At 41.6% G+C, this 25,179-nt stretch carries 27 protein-coding genes and 1 pseudogene; 11 read left to right on the forward strand and 17 right to left on the reverse strand.

Translation table 11 applies throughout. The features are described from left to right. Positions 1–4: 4 nt before the first annotated feature. Together V7O67_RS01145 and hisE are read left to right on the forward strand one after the other, a co-directional pair. Positions 5–1,285 carry a 3-isopropylmalate dehydratase large subunit gene (locus V7O67_RS01145; RefSeq protein ID WP_406671402.1) on the forward strand — a complete coding sequence of 427 codons (1,281 nt, stop codon included), beginning with the start codon at positions 5–7 and terminating at the stop codon, positions 1,283–1,285. Positions 1,286–1,503: 218 nt separating this feature from the next. Then, positions 1,504–1,804: pseudogene (gene hisE / locus V7O67_RS01150) on the forward strand (phosphoribosyl-ATP diphosphatase). Between the two features lie 2 nt (positions 1,805–1,806). Here the strand turns inward: hisE and V7O67_RS01155 are convergent. Then, positions 1,807–2,682 (reverse strand): CBS domain-containing protein, encoded by an 876-nt coding sequence (locus V7O67_RS01155; protein WP_406670586.1) that lies wholly within the window; start codon positions 2,680–2,682, stop codon positions 1,807–1,809. Between the two features lie 156 nt (positions 2,683–2,838). Between V7O67_RS01155 and V7O67_RS01160 the strand changes: the two genes are divergently transcribed. Next, positions 2,839–3,849 (forward strand): NOG1 family protein, encoded by a 1,011-nt coding sequence (locus V7O67_RS01160; protein ID WP_406671403.1) that lies wholly within the window; start codon positions 2,839–2,841, stop codon positions 3,847–3,849. An 8-nt stretch (positions 3,850–3,857) separates the two neighbouring features. On the opposite strand, the gene V7O67_RS01165 is transcribed toward V7O67_RS01160, so the two are convergent. From V7O67_RS01165 to V7O67_RS01190, 6 genes are all read right to left on the reverse strand, one after another. Then, complete coding sequence (locus V7O67_RS01165) at positions 3,858–4,979, reverse strand: pyridoxal phosphate-dependent aminotransferase (protein ID WP_406670588.1); 1,122 nt, start codon at positions 4,977–4,979, stop codon at positions 3,858–3,860. 12 nt (positions 4,980–4,991) lie between these two features. Next, entirely contained in the window at positions 4,992–5,600 is a 609-nt protein-coding gene (gene hxlB, locus V7O67_RS01170) for a 6-phospho-3-hexuloisomerase (protein ID WP_406670589.1), read from the reverse strand. Positions 5,601–5,617: 17 nt separating this feature from the next. Continuing rightward, positions 5,618–6,142 (reverse strand): hypothetical protein, encoded by a 525-nt coding sequence (locus V7O67_RS01175; RefSeq protein WP_406670591.1) that lies wholly within the window; start codon positions 6,140–6,142, stop codon positions 5,618–5,620. Positions 6,143–6,156: 14 nt separating this feature from the next. Continuing rightward, positions 6,157–6,519, reverse strand: a complete 363-nt coding sequence (locus V7O67_RS01180; RefSeq protein WP_406658274.1) for a DUF2073 domain-containing protein — start codon at positions 6,517–6,519, stop codon at positions 6,157–6,159. Positions 6,520–6,524: 5 nt separating this feature from the next. Then, on the reverse strand, positions 6,525–7,160 hold the full coding sequence (locus V7O67_RS01185) for an Era-like GTP-binding protein (RefSeq protein WP_406655901.1): 636 nt from the start codon (positions 7,158–7,160) through the stop codon (positions 6,525–6,527). Positions 7,161–7,271: 111 nt separating this feature from the next. Then, on the reverse strand, positions 7,272–8,270 hold the full coding sequence (locus V7O67_RS01190; protein WP_406671404.1) for a PhoU domain-containing protein: 999 nt from the start codon (positions 8,268–8,270) through the stop codon (positions 7,272–7,274). Positions 8,271–8,383: 113 nt separating this feature from the next. Between V7O67_RS01190 and V7O67_RS01195 the strand changes: the two genes are divergently transcribed. Both V7O67_RS01195 and V7O67_RS01200 read left to right on the forward strand, forming a co-directional pair. Beyond that, positions 8,384–8,863 (forward strand): hypothetical protein, encoded by a 480-nt coding sequence (locus V7O67_RS01195; protein ID WP_406670593.1) that lies wholly within the window; start codon positions 8,384–8,386, stop codon positions 8,861–8,863. Positions 8,864–9,575: 712 nt separating this feature from the next. Beyond that, complete coding sequence (locus V7O67_RS01200; protein WP_406670595.1) at positions 9,576–10,502, forward strand: UbiA family prenyltransferase; 927 nt, start codon at positions 9,576–9,578, stop codon at positions 10,500–10,502. Between the two features lie 7 nt (positions 10,503–10,509). On the opposite strand, the gene V7O67_RS01205 is transcribed toward V7O67_RS01200, so the two are convergent. The 6 genes from V7O67_RS01205 to V7O67_RS01230 form a co-directional block, all read right to left on the reverse strand. Beyond that, positions 10,510–11,295: a helix-turn-helix transcriptional regulator gene (locus tag V7O67_RS01205; RefSeq protein ID WP_406670596.1), complete on the reverse strand. Its 786-nt coding sequence runs from the start codon at positions 11,293–11,295 to the stop codon at positions 10,510–10,512. A 219-nt stretch (positions 11,296–11,514) separates the two neighbouring features. Continuing rightward, positions 11,515–13,131 carry a bifunctional phosphoribosylaminoimidazolecarboxamide formyltransferase/IMP cyclohydrolase gene (gene purH / locus V7O67_RS01210; protein ID WP_406670598.1) on the reverse strand — a complete coding sequence of 539 codons (1,617 nt, stop codon included), beginning with the start codon at positions 13,129–13,131 and terminating at the stop codon, positions 11,515–11,517. Between the two features lie 52 nt (positions 13,132–13,183). Continuing rightward, a complete protein-coding gene (locus V7O67_RS01215) occupies positions 13,184–14,494 on the reverse strand; it encodes a phosphoadenosine phosphosulfate reductase family protein (protein ID WP_406670599.1) in 1,311 nt (436 codons plus the stop codon). Further along, positions 14,425–15,087, reverse strand: coding sequence for a PUA domain-containing protein (locus V7O67_RS01220; RefSeq protein ID WP_406670601.1), 663 nt, complete (start codon positions 15,085–15,087; stop codon positions 14,425–14,427). Before V7O67_RS01220 ends, V7O67_RS01215 begins: the two co-directional genes overlap by 70 nt. A gap of 49 nt (positions 15,088–15,136) precedes the next feature. Next, positions 15,137–15,568 carry a CRISPR-associated protein Cas4 gene (gene cas4, locus V7O67_RS01225; RefSeq protein ID WP_342306444.1) on the reverse strand — a complete coding sequence of 144 codons (432 nt, stop codon included), beginning with the start codon at positions 15,566–15,568 and terminating at the stop codon, positions 15,137–15,139. A gap of 24 nt (positions 15,569–15,592) precedes the next feature. Further along, positions 15,593–15,799 (reverse strand): hypothetical protein, encoded by a 207-nt coding sequence (locus V7O67_RS01230; protein WP_342303834.1) that lies wholly within the window; start codon positions 15,797–15,799, stop codon positions 15,593–15,595. Between the two features lie 290 nt (positions 15,800–16,089). Between V7O67_RS01230 and V7O67_RS01235 the strand changes: the two genes are divergently transcribed. The 5 genes from V7O67_RS01235 to cyaB are packed head-to-tail and all read left to right on the forward strand — an operon-like array spanning position 16,090 to position 20,022. Further along, positions 16,090–16,830 (forward strand): helix-turn-helix domain-containing protein, encoded by a 741-nt coding sequence (locus tag V7O67_RS01235; protein ID WP_406655910.1) that lies wholly within the window; start codon positions 16,090–16,092, stop codon positions 16,828–16,830. Positions 16,831–16,864: 34 nt separating this feature from the next. Beyond that, positions 16,865–17,914, forward strand: a complete 1,050-nt coding sequence (locus tag V7O67_RS01240; RefSeq protein WP_406655911.1) for a hydroxymethylglutaryl-CoA synthase — start codon at positions 16,865–16,867, stop codon at positions 17,912–17,914. Positions 17,915–17,923: 9 nt separating this feature from the next. Then, the gene (locus tag V7O67_RS01245; RefSeq protein WP_406655912.1) at positions 17,924–19,096 is read left to right on the forward strand and encodes a thiolase domain-containing protein; all 1,173 of its coding nucleotides are present in this window, start codon (positions 17,924–17,926) and stop codon (positions 19,094–19,096) included. A 5-nt stretch (positions 19,097–19,101) separates the two neighbouring features. Continuing rightward, on the forward strand, positions 19,102–19,491 hold the full coding sequence (locus V7O67_RS01250; protein ID WP_406655913.1) for a Zn-ribbon domain-containing OB-fold protein: 390 nt from the start codon (positions 19,102–19,104) through the stop codon (positions 19,489–19,491). After that, on the forward strand, positions 19,492–20,022 hold the full coding sequence (gene cyaB / locus V7O67_RS01255; protein ID WP_406670603.1) for a class IV adenylate cyclase: 531 nt from the start codon (positions 19,492–19,494) through the stop codon (positions 20,020–20,022). Between the two features lie 40 nt (positions 20,023–20,062). Here the strand turns inward: cyaB and V7O67_RS01260 are convergent, their stop codons facing one another. From V7O67_RS01260 to V7O67_RS01270, 3 genes are all read right to left on the reverse strand, one after another. After that, positions 20,063–20,257, reverse strand: coding sequence for an ATP-binding protein (locus tag V7O67_RS01260; RefSeq protein WP_406671405.1), 195 nt, complete (start codon positions 20,255–20,257; stop codon positions 20,063–20,065). 114 nt (positions 20,258–20,371) lie between these two features. After that, a complete protein-coding gene (locus tag V7O67_RS01265) occupies positions 20,372–21,316 on the reverse strand; it encodes an IS5 family transposase (RefSeq protein ID WP_342303665.1) in 945 nt (314 codons plus the stop codon). A gap of 62 nt (positions 21,317–21,378) precedes the next feature. After that, positions 21,379–22,608 carry a PAS domain S-box protein gene (locus tag V7O67_RS01270; RefSeq protein ID WP_342303828.1) on the reverse strand — a complete coding sequence of 410 codons (1,230 nt, stop codon included), beginning with the start codon at positions 22,606–22,608 and terminating at the stop codon, positions 21,379–21,381. A 301-nt stretch (positions 22,609–22,909) separates the two neighbouring features. Here V7O67_RS01270 and tnpC point away from each other — a divergent pair, with 301 nt between their 5' ends. Then, positions 22,910–24,364, forward strand: coding sequence for an IS66 family transposase (gene tnpC / locus V7O67_RS01275; protein ID WP_342306477.1), 1,455 nt, complete (start codon positions 22,910–22,912; stop codon positions 24,362–24,364). A 47-nt stretch (positions 24,365–24,411) separates the two neighbouring features. On the opposite strand, the gene V7O67_RS01280 is transcribed toward tnpC, so the two are convergent. Then, complete coding sequence (locus V7O67_RS01280; protein WP_406670605.1) at positions 24,412–25,059, reverse strand: hypothetical protein; 648 nt, start codon at positions 25,057–25,059, stop codon at positions 24,412–24,414. Positions 25,060–25,179: the final 120 nt, after the last annotated feature.

A 25,179-nucleotide genomic window follows, 5' to 3' on the forward strand; every position in this document is an offset into this window, starting at 1 on the left:
AAACATGTCCACTAACAATGAACCTATGACAATCTCCGAGAAGATTTTTTCAAGAGCTTCCGGAAAAACGGTAAAAGCCGGAGAATTCGTACTGGCCAATATAGACAGGGCAATGACCCATGACATCACAGGACCCCTTGCAGTCGAAGGTTTTTATGAAATAATGAAGGACAAGGAAGAGAAAAAAGTATGGGATCCAAGCAAAATAGTCATCCTTTTTGACCACCAGGTACCGGCAGATTCCCTTAACGCTGCTGCCAACCACACAATGCTCAGGAAGTTTGCGAAGGAGCAAGGCATAATCAATTATGATGTATACGAAGGTGTCTGCCATCAGGTAATGCCTGAAAAGGGACACGTCAAGCCCGGCGATCTTATCGTGGGTTCCGATTCACATACATGTGCCTACGGAGCACTCGGTGCATTCTCAACAGGCATCGGATCAACAGATATGGCTGCAGTGTTTGCATCCGGGAAACTTTGGTTCAAAGTTCCCGAAACTATCAGGTTTGAAGTTGAAGGAAAGCTCCCAAAGAATGTCTATTCAAAGGATGTCATTCTCCATCTCATAGGAGATGTGGGAGCGGAAGGTGCAAGATACAAGGCAGCAGAGTATGCAGGTTCAACCATCAGGTCAATGCCAATGTCCGAGCGCATGACTGTTTCTAACATGGCCATCGAGATGGGAGGAAAGGCAGGTATCATCGAAGCGGATAAGGTCACCGAGAAGTACCTCAAAGAGCGTATGCCGGATTATGAATTCGATCCTTACTGGGCATCTGACGAAGATTCAGAATACGAACTTCATGAGTACGACGTCAGTAACCTTGAACCACAGGTCGCATGTCCGCACAATGTAGACAATGTCAAACCGGTAACTGAAGTGGAAGGTACAAAGGTCGACCAGGTTTTCGTAGGTTCCTGTACCAACGGAAGGTTCGAAGACATCGAAGTTGTCGCCAAGATGATGGGAGACGAGCCTGTTGCAAAAGATGTAAGGCTTCTCATAATACCTGCATCAAGGACTGAATACATGAAGGTGCTGAAAGCAGGTTACATTGAGCAGTTCATGGAGGCAGGGGCAATGGTGGAATCACCATGTTGCGGACCATGTATGGGAGGTTCATTCGGACTTCTGGGAGATGGCGAGGTAGGACTTGCAACATCCAATCGTAACTTCAAAGGAAGAGAAGGAAGCCCACAATCCTTTGTATACCTGAGCTCACCTGCAACAGCAGCAGCTTCAGCCCTCACCGGAGAAATCACAGACCCAAGAAAGATTTGAGCCTCTTCTGCTCCATCTTTCCTCGATCTGCGACCAAAACAATTATATGACAAAATTAATATGATACTTTAGGCGTTGGATAACCAACACAGTCCCGTCATATTGTGTAGGATTACAGCCAACGTCACTAAGACTTCTTTTTAAGATTTTCAACTTTAATAGTGGCTTTGCACCATAAAGATGTAATATGATTACCATATATTTGAAAAGGATTAATCATGCAAGATACTGATATCTCAATTTTTAATGAATTATATGGGATCATAAAAGACAGGAAAGAGCAACCCGGTTGAGAATTCCTATGTATGCTCCCTGCTAAGTCACAGAAAGGGTATTGATAAAATACTCGAAAAAGTGGGAGAAGAATCAATTGAGACAATACTTGCAGTAAAGGGAAATAATAAAGAAGAGATGATTTATGAGTCATCTGACCTGCTTTTCCATCTCATGGTAATGTTTGTGGCAAAAGGAATTACCCTTGACGAAATAGCCACCGAGCTTCAGAAAAGAAGAAAATAGTATTAATAAACAGTCAGTTCATGGAAAATATCTTTCTTGGAGAGAATGCCCTTTGGGACTCCTTCAAAAGCAACTAGCAAGAAGCCTATATTGTGTTTATCGAAAACCTTTACGGCATCATATAAGGATGTTTCAGAATCTACCGTGATCAATTCCTTTGTCATAATGTCCTTGACCTTTGCAGTCATCTTGCCACTTGCTACCGCATCCCCGATGTCAGTGAAGGTAACTATACCGATTATCTCTTCATTATCTTTCACCGGTGCACCGTGTATACCATTTTCGACAAGTATCCTTGCAGTTTCCTGGATTGTTGCGTTTGCATTGATAGTAATGATGTCCATGCGTGCATAATTCTTTACGGGTTTCTTTGGTAGAGAGATCATCTCGTTTATTGAAAATACCAGGGTATTCTTTGTGTCATCCCTTCCCACTACCTCACCACGAACTATTAATTTGTTAACAGGTGTGGGACCAATCTGAAAAAGGTCGCCCTGTTCAAATCCCTTGATATTACCAAGTACTTTAATTATACCATGACAGAGATCTGGATGTCGGACCGTCGTAAAACTTATTTCTGCTACTGTTGCACCGTTCACTATCTCATCATTACGGAAGATCGGCACCTGGGCCTCATGGTCCATTGCCGTAATGCTAAGTGCCTCATAGGCCTCACCTGTGGCTTTATACCCGCCTTTCGGACCGGGAACACCTTCTACAAGACCTAGTACCTTGAGAGACTGCATCTGGTTTCTAACAGTGCCTGGATTGCGATTTATAAGTTCAGCAATCTCCTCGCCTTTGACTGCGCGGTCTTTTTCCCTCTGAAGATTGATTAATGCTATGAGAATATCTTTTTGGATAGGAGCTAGCTCCATCAAATCACCGTTCCCTAAACTAAAATCTAGTTTATACATACTCAAAGAAGATATATAAAATATAGTATTACCCCCTAAGGATATAAGAGGAGAATACACCTATAAGGAATACAAATTTATATCTTCAGGTGATTGAGCCCGGCAGGTAAAGAGAATATGATATTTGAAAAAATCCACACTGTCCCGACATCTGACGAATTGGTGGACAAGTCATTCAGGAGAGCAACCCGGGCAATGTCCGGAAAAAAGATCACAGGAAGAAAGACCGCTCTTCAAGCGAACGAGTCTATGGTACTGACAGCTGCTAACATACTTACAGATAACCTAAAGAATATAGTTAGAAGATTCCCTACTTTTGAGAACCTGCCCCCATTCTATTATGAACTTGCAGATGTGATGGTAGGTGTCGATGATATGAGACAATCCCTTAGCAGGCTTGATTGGGCCAGTGCAAAGATACATGAGGTTGCAAGGGATCACGTCGGAAAGATGAGAAAGACCAGAGATCCCCTGCCTGTTAGAAAACAGTGTTTTGGGCGTCTTTCATCCATTATAGGCTCAATCGATAAGGACCTGCTTTTCCTGAATGAGTCCAGGAACAAACTCCGAAAACTTCCTTCAGTACATGACGAGCCAACCATTGTGGTTGCAGGATACCCAAACATAGGAAAATCAAGTTATGTCACAAAGGTCACAGGAGCAACGCCTGAGATAGCACCATATCCATTTACCACCAAAGGTGTTTCTATCGGACATTTCTTCGTTGGCCATGACAGGTATCAGGTACTGGACACGCCCGGCCTTCTTGACAGACCAATGTCAGATCGCAATGAAATTGAATTGCAGGCAATAACTGCACTAAGGAACCTGGATGCTGTGGTTCTTTTTATCATTGATGCAAGTGAAACATGCGGATACGAGATCGAAGACCAGAAGCGTATGCTTGAAGAGGTCCGCAGTGAATTTAAATTACCGGTACTTGTTGTTGCAAACAAGGCAGATCTGCCACAATTCAGGGAACTTGATTATGTAGATATGAAAATGTCTACTGCAACAAATGAAGGTGTCAGTGAAGTAACCTCAACCCTTATTGAGATGGTTAAAAAAGAGATCAAAGAGAAAGAGAGAATTAAAGAAGAGAAGAAAATAATGACAGATGACCAGTAAGGTCATCATCACAACACTTTTTTCATTATATCAAGCGCATTTTTTAGGTTCTCCATCGATGAAGCATATGAAAGGCGAATATAACCATCCCCAAGGTCCCCGAAAGCTGTTCCCGGAACAACTATCACACCATTGGAAATCAATTTCCCTGCAATTTCTCCGGATTTTGAACCTTCGGGAACTTCCGGAAAAGCATAGAATGCGCCTTTTGGAGAAGCACAGTTCAAGCCAATTGAGTTCAGGCCATCCACAAGCATATCCCTGCGGGCTTTGAACTCATCGCGCATGGCAAACACTGAATCCATTGGCCCTTCAATAGCCGCAAGTGCAGCTTTCTGGGCAATTGAATTGGCACATGCCTGGACATACTGGTGCACCTTTATCATCTGCTCGGTATATTCACTTCTAGCAGCAACATAACCAAGCCTCCAGCCAGTCATAGAATAAGTCTTGGATACGGCATTCACAGTGACCACATTATCCGAATAACGAGCCGGGCTTATGTGCTCTCCTTCGTAAATGAAATGTTCGTAGACTTCATCAGAGATCAATGCGATACCCTGATCATCAGCAATCTCAGCGAATGCTTTCATGTCACTCTTGCTCTGGACAGCACCGGTAGGGTTTGCAGGAGAATTAACGATTAATGCCTTGGTTTTCGGAGTGATCCGTTCAACAACATCTTCGGGCCTGATTGTGAGGTCATCCCCAAGAGGAAGTGATGATACCTTTCCACCCATCAACTCCACAAGTGCATTGTAAGAAACAAAACCCGGATTTGCGATCATTACCTCATCCCCGGGGCCTACGAGAGAAGCTATGGCTATTTCCAGCGCTTCAGAAGCACCGGATGTAACAATAACTTCTTCAGGTGCAACATCGAAACTGTTCTCTCTTTTGAACTTGGAACTGATGGCCTGGCGAAGTTCCTGGATACCTGCTCCGTAAGTATAAGCAGTAAAACCATCATTTATAGCTTCAATTGCAGCCTGCTTTATGTGTTCAGAAGTATCAAAATCCGGCTGACCCAGGCCCAGATTTACAGCATCCGACCCTGCGGCCTCAAACATTTTCCGGATACCGGAAATATCTATATCCAGAACCCTTTGTGCAAACTTCGGACTGGCCATCATTTATCACCGTTACTCAATATTAGTATGTCTTGATTTCAGATCAGCTTCAGAAGCACCTGTTATATAGATCAGTTCTGCGATAACAGCGTCAAGGAATACACTTGCAGAAGTCTCAAATGAAGTACCCAGAGGTGTAAGGTAACTGTATTCACCACGCATATGACGTTCCAGATAGCCTCCTGCATCTTCCTTTGTCCTTCCGGGCAATTCGGCCACGACATCTGCAAGATTGCCAAGTTTCGATTCTTTGTTAGAAGTTATTGCTATCACAGTAGCACCGATATCCTTTGCAACCTTTCCCAGATCAGCAACTGAACGTGTCTGTCCGGAACCGGATATGGCGATCACCGCATCTTCATCACTTACGGCTGGAGTCGTTGTCTCTCCCACTACATGAGAAGAGAGACCAAGGTGCATAAGTCTCATGGCAAAAGCCCTGCCCACAAGACCCGACCTTCCTGCCCCTAATACAAAAACACGCCTGGCATTAAGAATCTCTGTTAGCATCTCTTTTATCGAATCGTTGTCAAGCTCCTCTGCTAATTTTTCAAGATGTACCGCCATCAAAAGAATAGAGGATTTTAAAAATTTACATTCGGATAAATGGATTTCTTTCATCGGATTTCCTCTTGGGGTCAATCGAAAATTATAGTGCCACTATGTTTTTCTTTTGAATCTTCTTTATAATTGATGTTCTTGATTTTCCAGCCCTTGATGTTACTAAGTTCTTCATGCAGACGCATGATATCAGAGCCATCGCCGGTCCAATAGCAATCCAGAACTGCGTTCTCATTCTTAAGTTCTCTGGTTACTGAGTTCGCAAGAGTAAAAAGAGCTTTTTTGCTTGAAAAAGGAACATTGAAAGTAGTCCTGTAACCATCCTCAGACCTTGCATAGGATACCAACACGTAACCATTACTTTCGAAATCCGTGATCTCATCAAAAGCACAAACCATCTCCAGTTCATGGACAGCAGCCTGATCTATCTTGGCAATACCAAGGAATATCTGGCCTATGACAACATCAGGAACCTGGCGCCCAAACCATATGGAGATTTTGCCGTATGTACACACTACATTCACATCATCCCTTCCCATCTCAAAGGATGAAAGGGGGAGGTGAGGAGATATCAGACTTTCTTTACTTTCTTTTGTCCTCATTAAGGTTCACGCAATTATTTGTGGTTAGAAACGAGAGCACTTATCATGTTACGATCTTTCTTCAGAGTCCTCAACTGATCCGCAGGACCGATAACCGTAAGTCTCGACTTGGTAGTATTCTTTTTCAATAACTTACCCAGGAAAGAGGTATCTACCTCTGATGGGTAGCTCTCCATCTCAATACCCGAAAAACCGTCAGGTTCGATAAGTGTCATTGTCATTTCAATAAGACTGGCTTCTTCTTCGGGACTCAGACCCTTCTCAAGGACCAGTATCTTACCCTCTTTGACCTCATCAATAATGAATCTGACCTTTTCAACAGGAGTCATTTCAGCAAGCCTGTGTTCCGATATCAAATCCATCTGGAAACCTTGCATCATGATCACCCAAACCTCTTTCCAATTTCTTCGTAGAAGGTATCTATGTTCTTTCCTTCAAGAGCGGATATAGCAACCATGGGGTGTTGTGGGAAGGCATCCCTGATAGTAGAAGGAGATGATTCAGGCAGGTCCACTTTATTGGCGACTATCAGAAGAGGAAGACTGCGAGCCTCCATATTGCCAATAACTGTCACATTAACCTGAGTGAAGGGATCTTCGGTCGCATCCATAACAAGAATAACACCATCCAGGTTTTCAAGCCACTTTACGGCTTCTATGACACCTTCGGTGGCCTCTTTTGCACGCCTTTTGGACTCGGCTTCATCCATACCCTGCTCCATGAACTCATGGAAATCGATCTTTGTAGCGAGTCCCGGAGTATCAATAATATCGAGGGTAATAGAGTTGCCATTGGTCTTTATGGTCACACCTTCCCTTCGCCTTGCCCGCCTAGTCTCGTGTGCAACATGGGAGACAGAACCCATCGCATCACCTGTCCAGTCCCTTAGAATCCTGTTTGCCAGAGTAGTCTTCCCGGCATTTGGAGGACCATATATTCCAATACGTGCATTCTGTTTATTAAACAGTTTTTTGAAGAGGTCTGCAAAATTCTTTTTAAACCTTTTTATTACGCCCATTCATTCCCTCCGTAAAGTATCATTATATTAAATATTGGATAATTTTAGTAGTATAAACACTCATTAACATATATTTTTTATTATCCAAACATGTAAATCGCTTATAAAAACTCATACAATCCTTGACATTGCACAATTTATTGCAATCTCTGCAATGTTGGAACCGTAGTCACCTGTTCGATCAATACTATCAACCACTGTACCAAGAGCAACAACTGATCCATAGGAATTTATTTTCAAAATAGCTTCATTGAGTTTATGGATCATTGGAGACATCTTACTAACTCTACCAATTACCTGATTAGCGAGCTCGACATCGAAATTATATAGAGCATCTATTGCATCCTCGACTATCTTTCTTGACATCTCAGAAGTTACCTCTATCATTTCCATGATATCATCGGGAATTGGAGCATCAAGGGTCGTTGTGACCCTTGCTATTTTACGTGCGTGATCTGCGATACGCTCAATTGGACCTGCAGCCATTCTTAGATCGTGATATTCATCTATAGACGTATCTGCTGCATCCGGCAATTTGGCCCCCCGCAGCACGGCCCTGTACTGCTTGGCAATCAACAGGAACAAGCGGTCAACATCGTCATCCCTGTGGTCTATATCAAGTGCAAGGTCATTATCAAGAGTTTTAATTGCCCTTATCGCATCCATATGCATGGAGTTTGAGATCAGGAACATGCGACGAACGCTTTTCTTAATGGATATCTCATCAGGATTAAGCAAATCCTGAATGACAACCTTTTTTGCAGTCTCCTCAATAATTTCCGGTCCTATCAGTTTATAGCACATTTCCCGGATTATATTCTTTTGATCTGCAAGTATGCGATCAGCCTTGATCTCAATTATATCGGAACCTACAAGATAAGCTGCAATGATATCTCTTTTAAGGACGGCATCCATCCTTCCACTGACATCGATTGTGCATCTCTTGATAGGAGGAGAATCATGAATGGGATCTATAACAAGTTTACCGTCAGGTTGCGGGTGCAAGGTGATCCTGCTTCCTGTTTTAATTCCAACTTTATCCGCCCAGGGTTTCGGAAGAGAAATTATATATGTAGAACCACCTGTCTGCTGAACTTTTCTTGTTTCTATTGTAATCCCTCATTTATGTTTAAATCATAACCGAATATATAGAACATAAAAGTAATATATAGGTGTTTCCTTGCAAGAGAAAATATATAAATGATAATATTTAAATTATGTGTATGCAAGAGATGAAAATTACACACACCGACACAAATCTGTTAAGAAAAATAATGCCACTTATATGCCTGACCATACCATGGGAAGTCTATTTTTACTCAACCGGGTGGGGAATCAAATTCTCTGTCCTTTATGCAAATTTCGACAGCCAGTATGGGACTCTTTTTGTAGATATTGTGAAGCAAATGACACTGCTTTCCTATGGAGGATTTTATCCATCCATAAGGACCCTTGCCTGGATCACAGGAGCAATATTTTGTATAGTTTTGGCAATCTACGAACTTTTGAAGGAAGAAATCAAAAAAGACTATGGAACCAGAACAACTGCTATTGCCCTTATTTCCTGTGGAATACTCACATTCATCAGTTCAGTTGCAATATGGAATTCGGATTTCAAAACCTTGCCTGTAGCCCCGTTATTTTTTATAGCATTCGGATACCTGTTACTTCAGACAGATAAAAGAAAAATAAATACAGCATAAACCCGTAAAACAGTATTCATAAATGAATACTCTACTTTTTTGAATTATCATGCAGCACTACATCTGCAGAAAAGGAAATATTTGAAGACAAAATAAGTATTGCAAATTGAAGACAAAATAAGTATTGCAAATAATTCATAGTTCAAATTCACCATTTTTCTGCCTGATAGAAAACTATAGCTTCGGTTCCGGAGTTCTAATGCTTTATAAAAATGTAACCGCAGATATAGTAACTTTCAACCGAATAATTCAATGATATAATTATTAATAACTATATAATAGTAGTGGACAATAATTATATATGGACAAATAATAATAGGAAAACATAATTATAGAAGTTAGCAGAACATATAGCATGTGAAGCTGGAAATTAAATTGAAGGGTACAGGCAAAAGAAAATCCTTTTGTAACTATTTAGCCTACCACAATTAGCCTATTGATACTGATTTAATCAAAACGGAGATGTTTGCTCACTAACAACCTAAGAATCAAAAAAGCAATCAATGGCAACAATCAAAATTAATGATCCTAATAAAATGTAGGTCTCAACTTTTTGTCAAGATTGCTATTGATAGTGTTTTTATCAGGCTGAATAGTTACATCCTTTTTTGAACTAAGTGTCTGGGTAGTTATATCTGTAGTATAATATTAGTTTATTAGTATAACATTATACTTAAAAAATAATATCTGAAAGCTAGTGGCTTTTAAGGTTATGAGTTCGAATTGCACCATTAACCATCCAGGTCATTCAGCAAATAAATACGATTACAATTACAGTGAACTTGGTAGTAGTCTTGCACCAACGCTCAACCTTTTAAAAAGTTCTGTACTGGTTTCTTTTTCAGGTGCCCTCAGAATACACATAGCATTTCTTCTTATGCACATTAGCTCTGTTTTTTATAACTGCCTTGCAGGAGGACTTATCATTTACGCAGTCTACACCCTTGACCGAGCGATGGATGTAGAAGAGGATGCGGCCAATAGGCCTGAATTAAAAGGTGCGTCAAAAAAAACGGCACTGATTGTTTCACTTATCTGTTTTTTAATAGGAGCAGCCATACTCAGCGCAAATGGATTGATCATGATAGCTTTTCTCCCACTTGTTACAGGTTATCTTTATACCAAAGGACTAACAGTGGGAAAATTCAAATTAAGGCTCAAAGGTAGCATGGGAGTCAAGAACACAATCGTAGGACTTACATGGGGAGCATTTATTGCAGGAATTGCAGGTGCATCGTCTGGAAATGTTCTGCCAACCCTTTTAGTATTCCTTTTCTTTGGAACCAAGCTTTTCGTCAATTCTGCAATATATGATTTCAAAGATGTCAAAGGTGATTTCCTGGCAGGAATTAAGACATTACCTGTCACACTGGGAGAAAAAAGAGCAAAAATACTTCTGTTCACTCTGCATTTGTTGGCTCACTCAATGCTGTTGATGTTCATAATGACAGAAATGATTGCTTTTGAACCAATAATACTGGGTTACAGCTTCATCATCGGATTATTATATATCAAAAACTTTGCCGAACAGGTCGAAATAGAGACAAACAAAAGGCTGACAAAGAGGCTATTCATGATAGACGGAGAATCAACCTCAATTGTCGGACTGAGAACCATTGTAAATGGTCTTATAGTCTGATCCATTATCAAATTGAAGTGACTCGACGAGACAGCTTTCTGTAGTGCTCGAAAAGGTCATTTCCCCATTTAATAGCCGAAGTATCATAACCAACCAGATCACTACGGGGATCATAGGAACCATTGGAAAAGAAGAGCGACAGGGAAAAGAAATAATCAGTAACCACAAATGCTACTTTGATATCATCAACAACAAATAACTCCGTTTGAGAAGCATTCAAATAGTATTCAAGTTTCTCGCGATGTTCATCCCGAACCTTAGAAAACACCTTTTCTGTTAGTATCAGAGATGTAGGAACATTCCTTTCAGCCATCCCCACTACAAAATCAGGATAAGTAGGAATAAAAATAGAAGATACACCTTTGAGGAAAGATGACTTTGAAATGTTTTCGGTGAAAGTCTTATGAGATTCATAAATATTCTCAATACTATCCGAGACAAGTTCACTGTTCTTCAGTTCCATGAGATTGTCGATCATGCTTTGTGGAATATCATCAAGCATGTGTTCTTTCCAGAAAGTCTCATTCTTCTCTATAGTGCTCAATATATCCAGAAACGGCCTGAAGTGCCTGATCATGGCTAGGCCTATAGGAGTGATTTGATAGTGTTTATCAGCTTTCTTTATAAGATTGTAGTTCTCCATCTCTTTAAGTCTTGGGAATATCTCGGGCGAAGATACATCAAAATATTCTTTTATATCAGATAGCGTGCAAGGCTTTTCCTCAAGTAAGAACAAAATGTCTTTCCTTTTTTCTGAAAAGGTCAGTATACTTAGAATCCCCTTTGATTTCACAATAAATACCTTCATTTTTCGTGAGTTATATGCCCAAACAACCAGCGAGTAAAACTTATTTAATAATATAAAGCTTATTTGATGACTTATAAGTGTTTTCTAATCAGGCACGGACGATGATGAAATAATATACAAAAACGTCCAAAATTTATGAATAGTCACGCCAAATCTACTTGATAATATCATTAAAAAATATACAAAATAAAAAGAGAAAGCACTTCAATGAAGGAAATGCCTCATTCCGGTGAACACCAGAGAAACACCCAGCCGGTTAGCCGTTGATATCACTTCATCATCCCTGATGGAACCGCCTGGTGAAAGAATATACATAATACCATTTTCAGCGGCATGTACAATACTATCATCAAAGGGGAAGAAAGCATCTGAAGCCATGGCGCATTTCGAAAAGACATCATTGCAGTATTCATCAAAAGAAACATCAGACGTCTCCCGATCATATATGACCTGAAGGTTCTCACGGGCTTTTGTCACAGCAAGTTTCCTGATAGAATCCACCCTGTTGGGTTGTCCGGCTCCCATGGAGAGCATCATGTAGCATCCATCGGCATACTCAAAGGCAATGGTAACAGCATTCGATTTAACACACTTACATGCATGCATTGAAAATTCAGAGACCGCTCGCATGTCCTCAGGATATTCAATATCTGTTACACATTCCCATTTATCATAGATACCTACGTTTCGGGACTGCTTCAGTATACCACCGTTAACATACTTGTAGGTGTCATCCATACTAAAAGGTTCATTGAACTCAGGAAGCTCAAGAATACGAAGGTTCGCACTCTTATTTTTCAGGTATTCAAGAGCATCATGCTCAAAGCCCGGTGCAAGGATAATCTCGACGAATTTTCCGTTGAGGAACTGTGCAGATTCAAGGTCAAATACGGTGTTCGTACATATTATACTGCCATAGGCAGATATTGGATCACCATCCCATGCCGATCCGAGTGCCTGGAGAAGCGAATTTCCTGTTGCAAGTCCGCATGGATTATTGTGTTTTACAATTACAACTGCAGGTTTATTATGACCCAGTTCCTTGACTGTCTGCAGAGCATTATCAGCGTCAATATAATTATTATAAGAAAGTTCTTTTCCATGGAGCTGCTTCGTATTTGCAAGACTTGGACCGGAAACACCTACCTCTTTGTAGAATTTAGCATCCTGGTGCCAGTTCTCCCCGTATCTGAGAGTTACACCGTCATTGAAATTCATGCGAAGGACTTCCTCACCAAGCAACACTTTGCTAAGATAGGTATCGATGTTTGCATCATAATCTGCGGTATGCCTGAAAGCCTTGACAGCAAGTTTTTCCCTTGTCTTCTGGGAAACGATACCACTTGAACGTATTTCCTTTAGGAGGGAACCATAATCTTCAGGGTCACAGACCACTGATACAGAGCGATAATTCTTTGCAGCCGACCGCAGCATGGCAGGTCCGCCGATGTCAATGTTCTCGATGGCATCTTCAAGGAGGACACCTTCTTTCGAAACTGTTATTTCAAAGGGATACAGGTTCACTGCAACGAGGTCGATTAGTTCGACATTTACTTTTTCAGCTTCCCCCATATGGTCGTGATCGTCTCGAACACAAAGAATGCCACCATGTATCATAGGGTGAAGAGTCTTTACTCTCCCGCCCATCATTTCCGGAAAACCGGTAACTTCTGCAACATCTGTTACCTCCAAACCAGCTTCACGAAGAATACGTGCCGTGCCACCGGTTGAGATAATCTGTATGTCAAGTTTTTCGAGTCCACGAGCAAAATCCACAATACCGGTCTTATCAGAAACGCTGAGCAGTGCTCTTTTTACCAAAAAATCACCGTACGAAATTGGGGAATATACACTATAAGGCTTCTGGTCAACATCAGGAATTGAATTTGACAACGGGACAGACGTCGATGCATTTTCCACAATGTACACATCCTTCATTAATAATAGCAAGTCCTTTCTTCATTTTTATGGATCTATGACTGCAATTACCCACGCAGACACCACAACCACTGCAAAGCAGGGCTCTTCTTACAGAGAGTTCCACTTTTTTCATCAGTTTCCTTGCATCTTTGTCAGAATCACTTCTCGCAGTAACACTGCCTGAGGCAAATATCTGTGCACGGTCCTCTTCAAGGCTTACCATAGCCACACCTTCCATATATGCGGTCTTGCCAACAGCTTCCAGCATTCCTGTGTACTCCAGCTTTTCCAGATCGATAGCGGTATCAAATCCACCTTCTGCGGAGATACCACCCTGTTTACATGGGCGGTAACCTGAAGTAACACTGAAACTCAATTTCCCGGTACCACTGCTTTTTGGAACAAGGTTTATTCCCTTTTTCTTCGCAATCTCCTGCAACTGTGGAGGAAGTTTTTTCCAGCGCCAGAAGCCATGTTTAACCCATTCATCTGACAGGCCCATACGCTCTGCATAGGAAAGCAGGTAATCATTGAGCCTTTTTTCCATTTCCGGATGAGTTTCTTTTAGCCGGATCAGATCAGCCACCGAACACGAAGGACAGAGCCAGCAACCTATGCGGTCAAAACCATTCTCATACATCGGATTGTAGAGAAGCTTGTGCTTGAAGATGTACAACCATACGTGCATAGCTGTCCAATTCTGTATAGGCGCTGCTGCAACCTGATTACCAACCCAGGGATTTTTCCATACGCTCTCACTTTTGGCACGCGTATTAGACTCGTATTTTCTCTGGCCTATGAAAGTAAGGCATCCGTCATCGTAGTTATCATTTATGAGCTGTGTTATGGGACCCAGCTTACATACTTTACAACACCAGCGGACTTCAACGCTTGGAGGACCGAAATTATCAATGGAGTTCCAGAATGCTTCTCCCGAGCTGATAGACTTAAGCGGTTTGTCATAATGATTGGCAACATCAGTTGCGTTTTGCACTGTTTCAGGGAATTCGATACCCGTATCTGCGAACAGGAGCTCATAGTCATCAAGACATTCACTTACAAGATGCAGCACAGCAAGGCTGTCCTTACCCCCGGAATATGATACAGTTACAGGGCGATCAATTGAGGAAGCGACATTTTTTATGAACTTATGGGAACGCCTGACAAATTCCTGCAAATAATTCTCATTGGCCTTTACAACGTCATTCCAGGTCTGTCCGCCAGAGGGGATAACAATAGCTTTAGGCTCTTCCTTAGAGCGCACTTTACGGCAACACCTTTGCCCCTTTCAAGCATTTTTTCCCCGGTCATACGGGAACGGCCCGTACCAAGAACTTTTCCATCATGGGTCAGGACCACTACCTCATTCAATTCCCTGATAGATGGATCGGCATCTTTAACTCCAGGGGCAAGTAAACTTGCACCGCCGAGGATAAATTTTTCAGCACCTTCATCGACAGACACCCAGCTTTTAAGGGTATTGTGATCAGCATTATCGAATATACGACGCGCACCATTTAACCTCAGGAGCAGAACCCACTTCAACTGTTCGAGTTCAAAACGGATAGTCCCTATAACCTCACCATCAACGATAATTTCGTCCATACGGTCATCATATGGAGACTTGTTCAACACCACCAGACGATCGTCTGCTATGAGAGGAGCATTGAACTGTTCTAATGCAACAGAATTTATCAAGTCTATCTCATACTTGAATGCAGGACGGATGTCCCCCGGAGGAGTTATTGTCACATGCTTTGTAGCTTTTCCGCAGGAACATTCTTTTCCAAGTACAGGGACGTTACAGGAAGGACACCAGTAAAGGAGCAATTCACCAAGATACAGAGGTTTTGACATTGTACGACCTCAAGAGTCAATGATTAAATAACTTTTGGCAATCAAATACTTAAAAGAATTTTGAAGCAAGAGATGATTTCACGTTACACATCTCAGAATAACTGCAATCAGCACAAAGAGAGCTTTCTTTTTTATCAGGCATACTGCCTTCTTTTATCTTCCTTACACGTCCGATTGCCTTTAGAACCTGTCTGCGGTCATTTGCATGGATGTTAACATTCCTGTAAAGACCTGACCTTGCATACAGAACAAAGCCGGACTTGATAATGCTACCATACATATCCTCAGCAAGCATTGCAAAAGATGTAAGGTGTAACCTGTCATTCATCCACACACCATTTTCGGGAACTTTGCCTGTTTTAATGAGCACAGGAACAAACGACCCCCCAATTTCCACCAATCTGTACGGAATACCTGTTACATTGAGCTTTTCAGAATGAAGGAACGGCTCTTCATCTGAATCTGAAAGGTTTTCAGCCAGAACTGATAATTCAGGATCTTTTGCCTATGCAGATAGGTTTTGTTGTATCTCGCCAAAGTATGCCCTTATAGTCTCCGATGCTCCATCGACGAGTTCTGCTGTAACTTGCCCTACTTCATCCGGATATATCAGGTTTATATCATCAATTACCTGCGTAAGCAAACTTTCGAGGTCTTCAAATGATACATCGTCTTTTGACGAAGAACACTTCAAGATGTAAGGATACGACATGGCCATTTCCTTTAATATAAGATACTTCATATAGGATATTGAAGAAGGATTTACTGGATTGTGGCCGCGGCATGAATAATATAATTTCCTCGCACAGGAAAAATAAACGGATAATTCAGAAACCGTTATTTTTGTTTTTGCACTTTTGAGAAACATATTTTTATAGTGGATACAGAACATAGTATATATAACCGAATGATTAGTAACAAATCCGGTTATTACATGATCGTCAATTAACGAACTTGTATTCGTTAAATATATATGTGAATCTATCCTTAGGAAAATAAAGCATGAAGGAAGACGAATCGCATGAAATGATTCGCCGGCGTCTTGCAGAAAAGATGGCAGGCGAGATTACCCTGTCTGAAAAGCCTGGCGAGGCATTGAAGAAATGGCGGTTGAACTTCGAGATTGCCCAGACAGACCTTTCAGGTTACCTGGGTGTTTCACCTTCGGTCATCAGTGATTACGAAAGCGGCAGGAGGAAATCTCCCGGTACGCTTATTGTTAGCAGGATCGTCGAGGCTCTTCTCGAAATAGACGCACAGCGAGGAGGACAGAAAATTCATGCTTATGAGGGGATGCTTTTCACAGAGAAAACATCAAAAGCCATTTACGCTACGTACGAATACACCTTTCCCATGCAGATGGCAAAGCTTGCAAGCCTTGTTGAAGCTGATGTCGTTCATAAAGGCATTGAAAAGCCACTGTACGGGTTCACGGTCGTCGACAGTAAAAAAGCAATTCTTGAACTTTCATCCCATGAATTCCAGAAACTTTACGGATGGAGCACAGAACGAGCATTGATATTTACAAAAGTAACCACCGGAAAATCGCCGATGGTTGCCATTCGAGTCACAAACCTGAAGCCAGGAGCCGTTGTTATACACGGCCTGCGTGGAAGTGAAGTAGACCTTATGGCAAAAAAAATGGCAGAAATAGACAGGATTCCTCTTCTTGCAACAACGATGGACATCGATGAAATGGTAGAAGCACTGAAAAAATACAGTGATTACCAAATTATGGAATAGTTCTAAGACTAAAACAGATCAGAACGGTGTTAATATGAGTGTAGGGATAGTCTCATACGGTGCCTATATTCCTAAATATAGGATCAAAATAGAAGATATCGCCCGCGTATGGGGAGACGATGCTGAAATTTTAAAAGCGGGATTAATGGTTAATGAAAAATCAGTTCCGGATGTTGATGAAGATGCAGCTACCATTGCAGTTGAGGCTGCAAGATCTGCAGTTAACAGAGCCGGGATCGATGCACAGAGAGTGGGTGCGGCGTATACAGGTTCGGAGAGCCATCCGTATGCAGTAAAGCCCACAAGTACAATAGTTGCCGAGGCAGTAGGTGCTACACCGGTGTTAACTGCTGCAGATTATGAATTTGCGTGCAAGGCAGGTACCGCCGCAATCCAGACATGTATGGGATTGGTATCCTCAGGTATGATAGACCTGGGACTTGCCATCGGAGCTGATGTAGCCCAGGGAGCACCCGGGGACGCGCTTGAATATACAGCTGCTGCCGGCGGTGTGGCATATGTTATCGGTAATAAGGAATCAGAACTTGCAGCTATTATTGAAGATACATATTCATTTACAACAGATACCCCGGACTTCTGGAGGCGTGAGGGAATGCCGTATCCGGAACACGGAGGACGCTTTACAGGGGAGCCAGGATACTTCAAGCATGTGACGAATGCTGCAAAGGGACTTATGCAGAAGATAGACACAAAACCTGAAGATTACGATTATGCAGTATTCCACCAGCCAAACGGCAAGTTTCCGTCACGTGCAGCTTCAATGCTTGGATTCAGTAAAGAGCAGATCAAGCCAGGGCTGGTCGTCCCAAGGCTCGGAAATACATATTCCGGCTCCTGCATGATGGGTATCGCAGCGACTCTGGACCAGGCAAAACCGGGAGACAGAATCTTTGCAACAGCCTTTGGATCAGGTGCAGGTGCCGATGCTTTCAGCATCACAGTCACCGACAAGATCGATGAGATACGCGACAATGCTCCCAAAGTAGAGGAATTGCTTGCAGATCCGATATACGTTGACTATGCAACATATGCAAGATATAAAGGAAAGATCAGGCTGGCGTGAGGTGAGAAAATGAGAGATGTTGCAATCATCGGTGTGAAAAACACTAAGTATGGAGAACAGTGGGACCGCTCCTTCAGGGACCTTGTTGTGAAGGCAGGTGTCGGTGCCGTTGAAGATGCCGGTATTACCGGTGATGAGATAGACTCCATGTTCGTCGGTAACATGAGCGGTGGACAGTTTGTGGAGCAGGAGCACATAGGTGCGCTTATTGCAGATTATTCAGGTCTCGCGAAGAACTTGCATGTACCTTCTACCCGTGTGGAAGCTGCATGTGCTTCCGGCGGGCTGGCACTGAGACAGGGAATCTATTCGGTGGCATCCGGCATGGATGATATTGTCATTGCGGCCGGTGTAGAAAAGATGACAGATGTGCCCTCAAATAAGGCCTCTTCCGCTCTGGCTGCTGCAGCTGACAGGGAATGGGAAGGTATCATGGGAGCAACTTTCCCCGGACTGTATGCTATGATAGCAAGGATGCACATGCACAAGTACGGCACTACCAGCGAACAGCTTGCAGCCGTTGCAGTCAAGAATCACCACAATGGCCAGTTCAATCCGATAGCACAGTACAAGAACAAAATCACGATCGAATCCGTACTCAATTCTATAATGGTCGCAGATCCTCTGCATATATTTGACTGTTCACCAATTACTGATGGTGCATCCGCAGTCATACTTGCACCTGCGGATATAGCCCATGAGTACACGGACACACCTATATATGTCAAAGGTACCGGCCAGGCAAGCGATACCATTGCACTGCATGACAGGAGAGATATTACAACTCTGGACGCATCTGTGATGGCAGGCAAGCGTGCATACGAGATGGCTAAGATGGGACCAAAGGACATTGACCTTGTGGAGGTCCATGACTGTTTCACTATTGCGGAAATATGTGCTATTGAAGATCTTGGATTTGCAAAGAAGGGAGAAGGCGGGACTGTTACACAGAACGGCGAGACAGCCATCGGTGCAAGGATACCCGTGAACACTTCCGGAGGACTCAAGTCATGCGGACACCCCGTGGGAGCCACCGGTGTGAAGCAGGCTGTTGAGATAGTAGAACAGCTTCGCGGAGAGGCAGGTAAGCGCCAGGTTGAAGGAGCAGAAGTAGGAATGACCCACAATGTGGGTGGATCAGGTGCAACTGCTGTTGTGCACATTTTCTCGAGGAACAGGTGATCACGATGTCAGTACCAAGATTTTGGAGAAAGCAAATCGCCAGGTATAATCTGGTAGGTACGCACTGCAAACAATGCGATGAATATTTTTACCCGCCACGCAACATGTGTCCCGGATGCAGGCGTGAAGGAGAAATCGAGGATTTCAAGTTCAGCGGAAACGGAGAGCTTGTGACATATACAGTGATCCATACCGCAGCAGAAGGTTTCGAGGGAATGACACCCTATGTACTTGCCATTGTCCAGCTTGAAGAGGGTCCAAGGCTTACTACCCAGGTAGTAGGCGAAGCAAAAGATATGCACATAGGCATGAAAGTCAAGCCTGTGTTCAGGAAGCTCGGTCAGAGCGGTGAGCGCGGCATGATATACTATGGTACAAAATTCGTCCCGGCATAAATGATAGAAATAGAAGTAAAAGCCCGTGCCGATCACGAGCAGGCAAAAGAGTTGCTCTTTGGCATGGGTGCTGAGTTTTTGGGTGTCCAGCACCACTGTGACACCTACTTTAATGCCCCGCACAGGGATTTTGCAAGCACAGACGAAGCCCTGAGAATACGCTCTGTCAACGGCAGGTCCGTAATGACTTACAAGGGTAAGAAACTGGATACCATATCCAAAACACGCGAGGAATTCGAAACCGATGTCGACGGTGGAAATGCCCGCAGTATTCTTCTGGCTCTCGGGTTCTATGAATCAGGGGTGGTCAAAAAGACAAGAGAAATATTAAAATATAAAGATATGACCATCTGCCTTGACAACGTAAAAGACATCGGCGAGTTCATCGAGGTTGAAATCACCGCCGAATCGGACGTTGAATTGCATACAAAAAGGATATTCGCCTTCCTGGAAAAATTCGGGATAGGGGAAGAGGATTCTATCAGGACTTCTTATCTTGAGATGATGCTTGGAAAGAAAGAAGGCAAATGATTCACTCATTCTAGTATCATATTTTGGGTTATAGTATTTTTTATTCACCACTAATAGGAAGTTCAAAATAGAAATTTGAACCTTTTCCTAATTCGCTTTCCAGCCAGACCCTGCCACCATGCATTTCTACGAACTTCTTTACCAGAAAAAGTCCAAGACCTGTTCCTCCATAAAAGCGATTATGCGAGGAATCCAATTGTGTAAAAGCCTGGAATACATTATCGAGGATTTCGATATTCCCTCATTTTAGATCATTAAAGTATTCAAACTCAATTATATCCTCTCATTTTTTATCATTTTGTTTAATTTCTCTTCATTAATCCTTATTTTTAGTATAGCTCCCGCTATCCTAAATTACTCCTTTGGTTTTTAGTGTCCTCAATTGATGCAGATTAAAACAAAAAGCTGTCATCAACATTTTTGCATTCACTCTTTCTACAGTTGTAACAAGAACCTTTCTGGTTTTAAATATTTCTTTTGTCACTGCATACACTCTTTCGCAAGGGACTCTTTTCACACTTATTCTTTCATTTCTGAGGATATCCATTATTCCTAAAGGATGTCCTCTTACAGCTCGTTGCATTGTTGCTGCAAAACCTTTTGCTATTGCTCCAAAATATCCTTTATCTCTATACACCACTTCACCCTTTTCAGACAGATCAACCTGTGAATCGTGAAGTGATGCAGTTGTTGTCTCAAATCTTCTGATTAGTTCATAATCCTTATCAATAATTGTATGAAGTTTGTATCCAAAGTGAGATTTACCATTTTTCTTAGTCCAGGTTCCATCTTTGCTTCTTCTTGTTTTCGCATCTTTTCCTCTGAGTACATCTGCTTTTGCATGTCCTGGATCTGAGTGAATAAAAGTTGCATCCTGGATCATTCCTTTTTTAATCTTCAAACCAAGAGCATCAAGCTGATTCTGCATTTCATCCCACACCGCTTTTTCTTTACCATTGTCGATAATTCTCTTCCTGAATGACCAGACAGTTGTACTGTCTGGTACATATTCAGGAAATCCCAGGAATTTCCTAAAGGATATCCTGTCAATACACTGCTTTTCAAGCTCAGCATCAGAAAGACCATGCCATTGTTGCAGAACAAGCATCTTGAACATTACAATAACATCAGCTTCAGGCCGTCCGCCTGAAGCTGTTCTGTTTATGTACATTGACTCCAGAATAGGGCGAAAAGGCTTCCAATCTACTAAATATTCAATTTCAGCAAGCTTATCTCCGACAGATTGGAGACGCTTATATTCTTCATTTAAGGCAAAATCAGTAAAAGAATCCATAATAGTAAATTTGCTTTGCTATTATTTAAATTTTATTGAATTGTATGAGTATTGATGGTAGTTTATCGAAATCCTCTATCATAATCTTCTTTTGCTATACCAGGTCCATTATCCTTTACTGAGAACTTTGCTATATTGTCATGTAATTCTGCATTGACAGCGATATTACCCCCTTCTGGTGTGAACTTAATGGCATTGCTTATCAGATTGTAAATAATCTGTTTGAATACCTGCCTGTCAGCATTTATTACCGAAAGTTTGCTATCATTATGCATGTTCAGCGAAAGATTTTTCTTTGCAGTAAGTGGCATTATAATATCCCCTATTTCCTCAAATACTGCGGAAACATTGAATATCTCAAAGTCCAATTCCACACCGTCTGATTCAATTTTCGATATATCAAGGATATTATTTATGATATCGAGCAAGCACTTTCCACTGGAAGATATATTTTTGAGATATGCATCCTGCTTTTCAGTCAGGTCTCCTGTCATTCCTTCAAGCAGAATATCCGAGAAGCCTATGATAGAAGTCAGTGGTGTTCTCAACTCATGACTCATAATGGAAATAAATTCGCTTTTTGTGCGACTGGCTATTTCAGCTGCCATCTTTGCGTCCAGCAAGGCTTTCTCTGAACGCTTCTTTTCAGTTACATCACGTACAATTGCCTGGACTGTGTTTTTTTCCTTGTCAATCACCGAAGAGCTTACATCTGCATCGATTACATTGCCATCGAAAAGTTTCATCTTGACCTCTGAATGAACAGAGCCTTTTTTGAGTGTTTCCTTAAAAACATCCAGTGCAACGGGAGCATAGCCCTTGGGAGATAAATAAGCAATATGCTGTCCCTGTAATATGGATTTTTCGTATCCAAGTAATTCGGAAGTTCGACCATTGGCATCAAGAACTAAACCATTTGAATCAAAGATCATAATGGCATCATTTGATTGTTCGAAAAGGGAACGATAATTTCCTTCTTTTTCCTGAAGTGATCCAAACATATCGTTTATGTTATCAGCGATCAAGTTTATGTCGTCGTTACCATCTATTGTTATTCTGGAAGAGAGATCACCACTTTTCTGTACATACCCTACCTGACCAATAAAATTTTGTAATCTTGCAAGCATCACGTTCTTTGCTATGGATATGTGACCAAAGAAAGCAAGAATGCTTATGACTAATAATGCAAGGGCCAAATGTGATAACATCTTAAACCCTGATGCACCGGTTTGTCCCATTGTACCGACCTTGAGTAATTTACCAGGCTTACCCATGATATCATATAACTGCACTGAGCCTGCTGGATTCCCATTATCGAAAGAACTAAGGTAACTATTCAGCCTACCACAATTAGCCTATTGATACTGATTTAATCAAAACGGAGATGTTTGCTCACTAACAACCTAAGAATCAAAAAAGCAATCAATGGCAACAATCAATGGCAACAATCAAAATTAATGATCCTAATAAAATGTAGGTAACTATTCAGCCTGACTGTTTTAATGATGCAAAAAACAATATACTATGGCTTCATTCTATGTGTTAAAAAATATTCAGTAAAATATCATAAAAAACGTCTATCAATCTGAGGGGATTTGTATAGACCGCGAAGAAATACTTGCAGTTTATGAAGCTGGTCCAGAAGCAGTAGTAGAACTTGTAACTCGATTACTTGGGATAATTGAACATCAATCTCTCCAAATTGCACAACTTGAAGAGCGTGTCAGGCATTTGGAAGAAATGCTTGAAAAGAATAGTCGCAACAGTAGCAAACCACCTTCTACTGATTCTTATGCACGGAATAAACCAACCGTTAAAAGTCAAAGAAAAAAGACCAATAAGCATGTAGGTGGTCAAAACGGTCATCCTGGTACTACATTAAGAATAAATGATGATCCGGATGAAGTTATTGTTCATCCTGTTAATCAATGCGTCAATTGTGGGAGATCGTTAGCTTCTGTTCCCTCTGACTATGAAAGAAGACAGGTCTTTGACATTCCTCCTATAACTATCAATTGCATTGAACATCGTTGCGAGATTAAAACATGTCCCAAATGTTCTCATGTAAACAAAGCTCTTTTTCCAGATGGTGTAACTCAGCCGACTCAATACGGTCATCGAGTTAAGTCATTTGCAGTTTATTTGCACACTTACCAATTACTTCCTTATCAGCGTGTTACCAAGTTGTTCTCTGATATTTTGGGATGCAAGATAAGTCCTGCTACTTTGGTGAACACGGAACGTAGTTGTTTTGAGAAGCTTGGAGCTTTTGAAAATACAGTGAAACATCTCCTGAAAGAATCTCCTGTCATCAATCTGGATGAAACAGGAATGAGAATAAATGCAGTTCGTAATTGGCTTCATGTGGCAGGTACAGACAAACTGACCTATTATTTTGCACATCGCAAAAGGGGCTCAGAAGCAATGGATGCTATGGGCATATTACCAGGTTACACTGGTGTTGCAACACATGATTTTTGGAAACCGTACAACAAATATGAATGTCAACATTCATTATGTAATGCACATTTATTACGAGAGTTAACTGGAGCTTCCGAAAACAGGGATCAACAGTGGCCAAAGATAATGAGTGATCTCTTGATATGCATTAAACATCATGTTGATAATGATCTTTTAGATACTGAGCTAATTCAAAGGTTCAGTGAGGATTATGATCACATAACTTGTTTAGGAGTGAATGAAAATCCTCCTGATCCGGAATCAAATGTGCGGTCTAAAAAACGAGGACGTAAGAAGCAGACCACGGTAAAGAATTTGCTGGATAGGTTTATTGGCCATAAAGAGGATATCTTGCGATTTATGTACGACCAAAACGTTCCGTTTGATAACAATCAGGCTGAAAGAGAGATCAGAATGACGAAAGTACAGCAGAAGATATCAGGTACTTTCCGCAGTGAACAGGGTGCAAAAAATTTCTGCCGTATAAGAGGATACGTGTCTACTGTTAATAAGAATTCTGAATCTGTTATCGATGCAATTAGTGCAATATTTTATGGCAATTCATTTGTTCCAAAGTTGCAGAATTGATCGTGGATGAAGAAATCAGCTTGGTGGAAGTGAGCTAGGCTGAATAGTTACGAACTAAGAAACACATTGCCTGCAAACTGGCCCGTCATGGACTCTTCCTTATCATTCGGATAAATACTTGCATTTTCCAGATGGACCGCAAATCCTGACCCTTCCTGCATGGCACTCATCCCTTTTAGGTCCAGCAGGCGGGAGGCAACCACAATAGATGTATCCTGCTCAGATATGCCCCCTGATGCAAAAGAATTCATAGCAACTACAAGGGTTCTGTCGGGAAGAAAAATGAGACCTGAAAGGCAAACTTCCTCCTGACATCTTGGCAGAATCTCCGGGTGGGATGCAATGTACGCTTTAATTCCATTTACTGAGGTTACATCATTTCCCTCATCAAATGCTTCGGAATTGAAAAGTAAGAGTTCACTGGAAGGATCATAAATAAGGAGATTGTCAATATCATGATTATTAAGAAGTTCCTCATCCTGGAATATTTTATCATATCCCTTCCCTGAATCTGTATCCATATTGTCAAATTCTGCATATAATGCCATATATGATGCACTTGAACTGAGAGAACTCATATCATCTTGAATTGTATCAGTAAGCATATGTGTATTATGAAGAGCATACTGTTCTTCAAGCTCAGTAAAGCTTGATGAAAAGATAATGTAACTTGAAAGTAACATCAAAACTATCATCAATATAAATGTGCTGCTATGCAAAATAGTGTCTTTTTTTCCTAGATTCATTTCCGACAACCTAATCCCATATAATCCCACAAACGAAGGGAGATGAAAAATAGTTTCCTATTCATCTCC

Origin of the sequence: Methanolobus sp. ZRKC4 (assembly GCF_045291305.1) — an archaeon.
In the GTDB taxonomy this organism is placed as follows: domain Archaea; phylum Halobacteriota; class Methanosarcinia; order Methanosarcinales; family Methanosarcinaceae; genus Methanolobus.

Bases quoted from the DNA above. Each gene is read 5' to 3' on its own strand.
- V7O67_RS01235 (WP_406655910.1), top strand. From the start codon at position 16,090: ATGAAGGAAGACGAATCGCATGAAATGATTCGCCGGCGTCTTGCAGAA.
- V7O67_RS01220 (WP_406670601.1), bottom strand. From the start codon at position 15,087: ATGTCAAAACCTCTGTATCTTGGTGAATTGCTCCTTTACTGGTGTCCT.
- V7O67_RS01200 (WP_406670595.1), top strand. From the start codon at position 9,576: ATGAGTTCGAATTGCACCATTAACCATCCAGGTCATTCAGCAAATAAA.
- cyaB (WP_406670603.1), top strand. From the start codon at position 19,492: ATGATAGAAATAGAAGTAAAAGCCCGTGCCGATCACGAGCAGGCAAAA.
- V7O67_RS01165 (WP_406670588.1), bottom strand. From the start codon at position 4,979: ATGGCCAGTCCGAAGTTTGCACAAAGGGTTCTGGATATAGATATTTCC.
- V7O67_RS01185 (WP_406655901.1), bottom strand. From the start codon at position 7,160: ATGGGCGTAATAAAAAGGTTTAAAAAGAATTTTGCAGACCTCTTCAAA.
- V7O67_RS01280 (WP_406670605.1), bottom strand. From the start codon at position 25,059: ATGATAGTTTTGATGTTACTTTCAAGTTACATTATCTTTTCATCAAGC.
- V7O67_RS01180 (WP_406658274.1), bottom strand. From the start codon at position 6,519: ATGCAAGGTTTCCAGATGGATTTGATATCGGAACACAGGCTTGCTGAA.
- V7O67_RS01245 (WP_406655912.1), top strand. From the start codon at position 17,924: ATGAGAGATGTTGCAATCATCGGTGTGAAAAACACTAAGTATGGAGAA.
- V7O67_RS01145 (WP_406671402.1), top strand. From the start codon at position 5: ATGTCCACTAACAATGAACCTATGACAATCTCCGAGAAGATTTTTTCA.
- V7O67_RS01265 (WP_342303665.1), bottom strand. From the start codon at position 21,316: ATGGATTCTTTTACTGATTTTGCCTTAAATGAAGAATATAAGCGTCTC.
- V7O67_RS01240 (WP_406655911.1), top strand. From the start codon at position 16,865: ATGAGTGTAGGGATAGTCTCATACGGTGCCTATATTCCTAAATATAGG.
- V7O67_RS01175 (WP_406670591.1), bottom strand. From the start codon at position 6,142: ATGAGGACAAAAGAAAGTAAAGAAAGTCTGATATCTCCTCACCTCCCC.
- V7O67_RS01250 (WP_406655913.1), top strand. From the start codon at position 19,102: ATGTCAGTACCAAGATTTTGGAGAAAGCAAATCGCCAGGTATAATCTG.
- hxlB (WP_406670589.1), bottom strand. From the start codon at position 5,600: ATGAAAGAAATCCATTTATCCGAATGTAAATTTTTAAAATCCTCTATT.
- V7O67_RS01155 (WP_406670586.1), bottom strand. From the start codon at position 2,682: ATGGAGCTAGCTCCTATCCAAAAAGATATTCTCATAGCATTAATCAAT.
- V7O67_RS01230 (WP_342303834.1), bottom strand. From the start codon at position 15,799: ATGTCGTATCCTTACATCTTGAAGTGTTCTTCGTCAAAAGACGATGTA.
- V7O67_RS01160 (WP_406671403.1), top strand. From the start codon at position 2,839: ATGATATTTGAAAAAATCCACACTGTCCCGACATCTGACGAATTGGTG.
- V7O67_RS01195 (WP_406670593.1), top strand. From the start codon at position 8,384: ATGCAAGAGATGAAAATTACACACACCGACACAAATCTGTTAAGAAAA.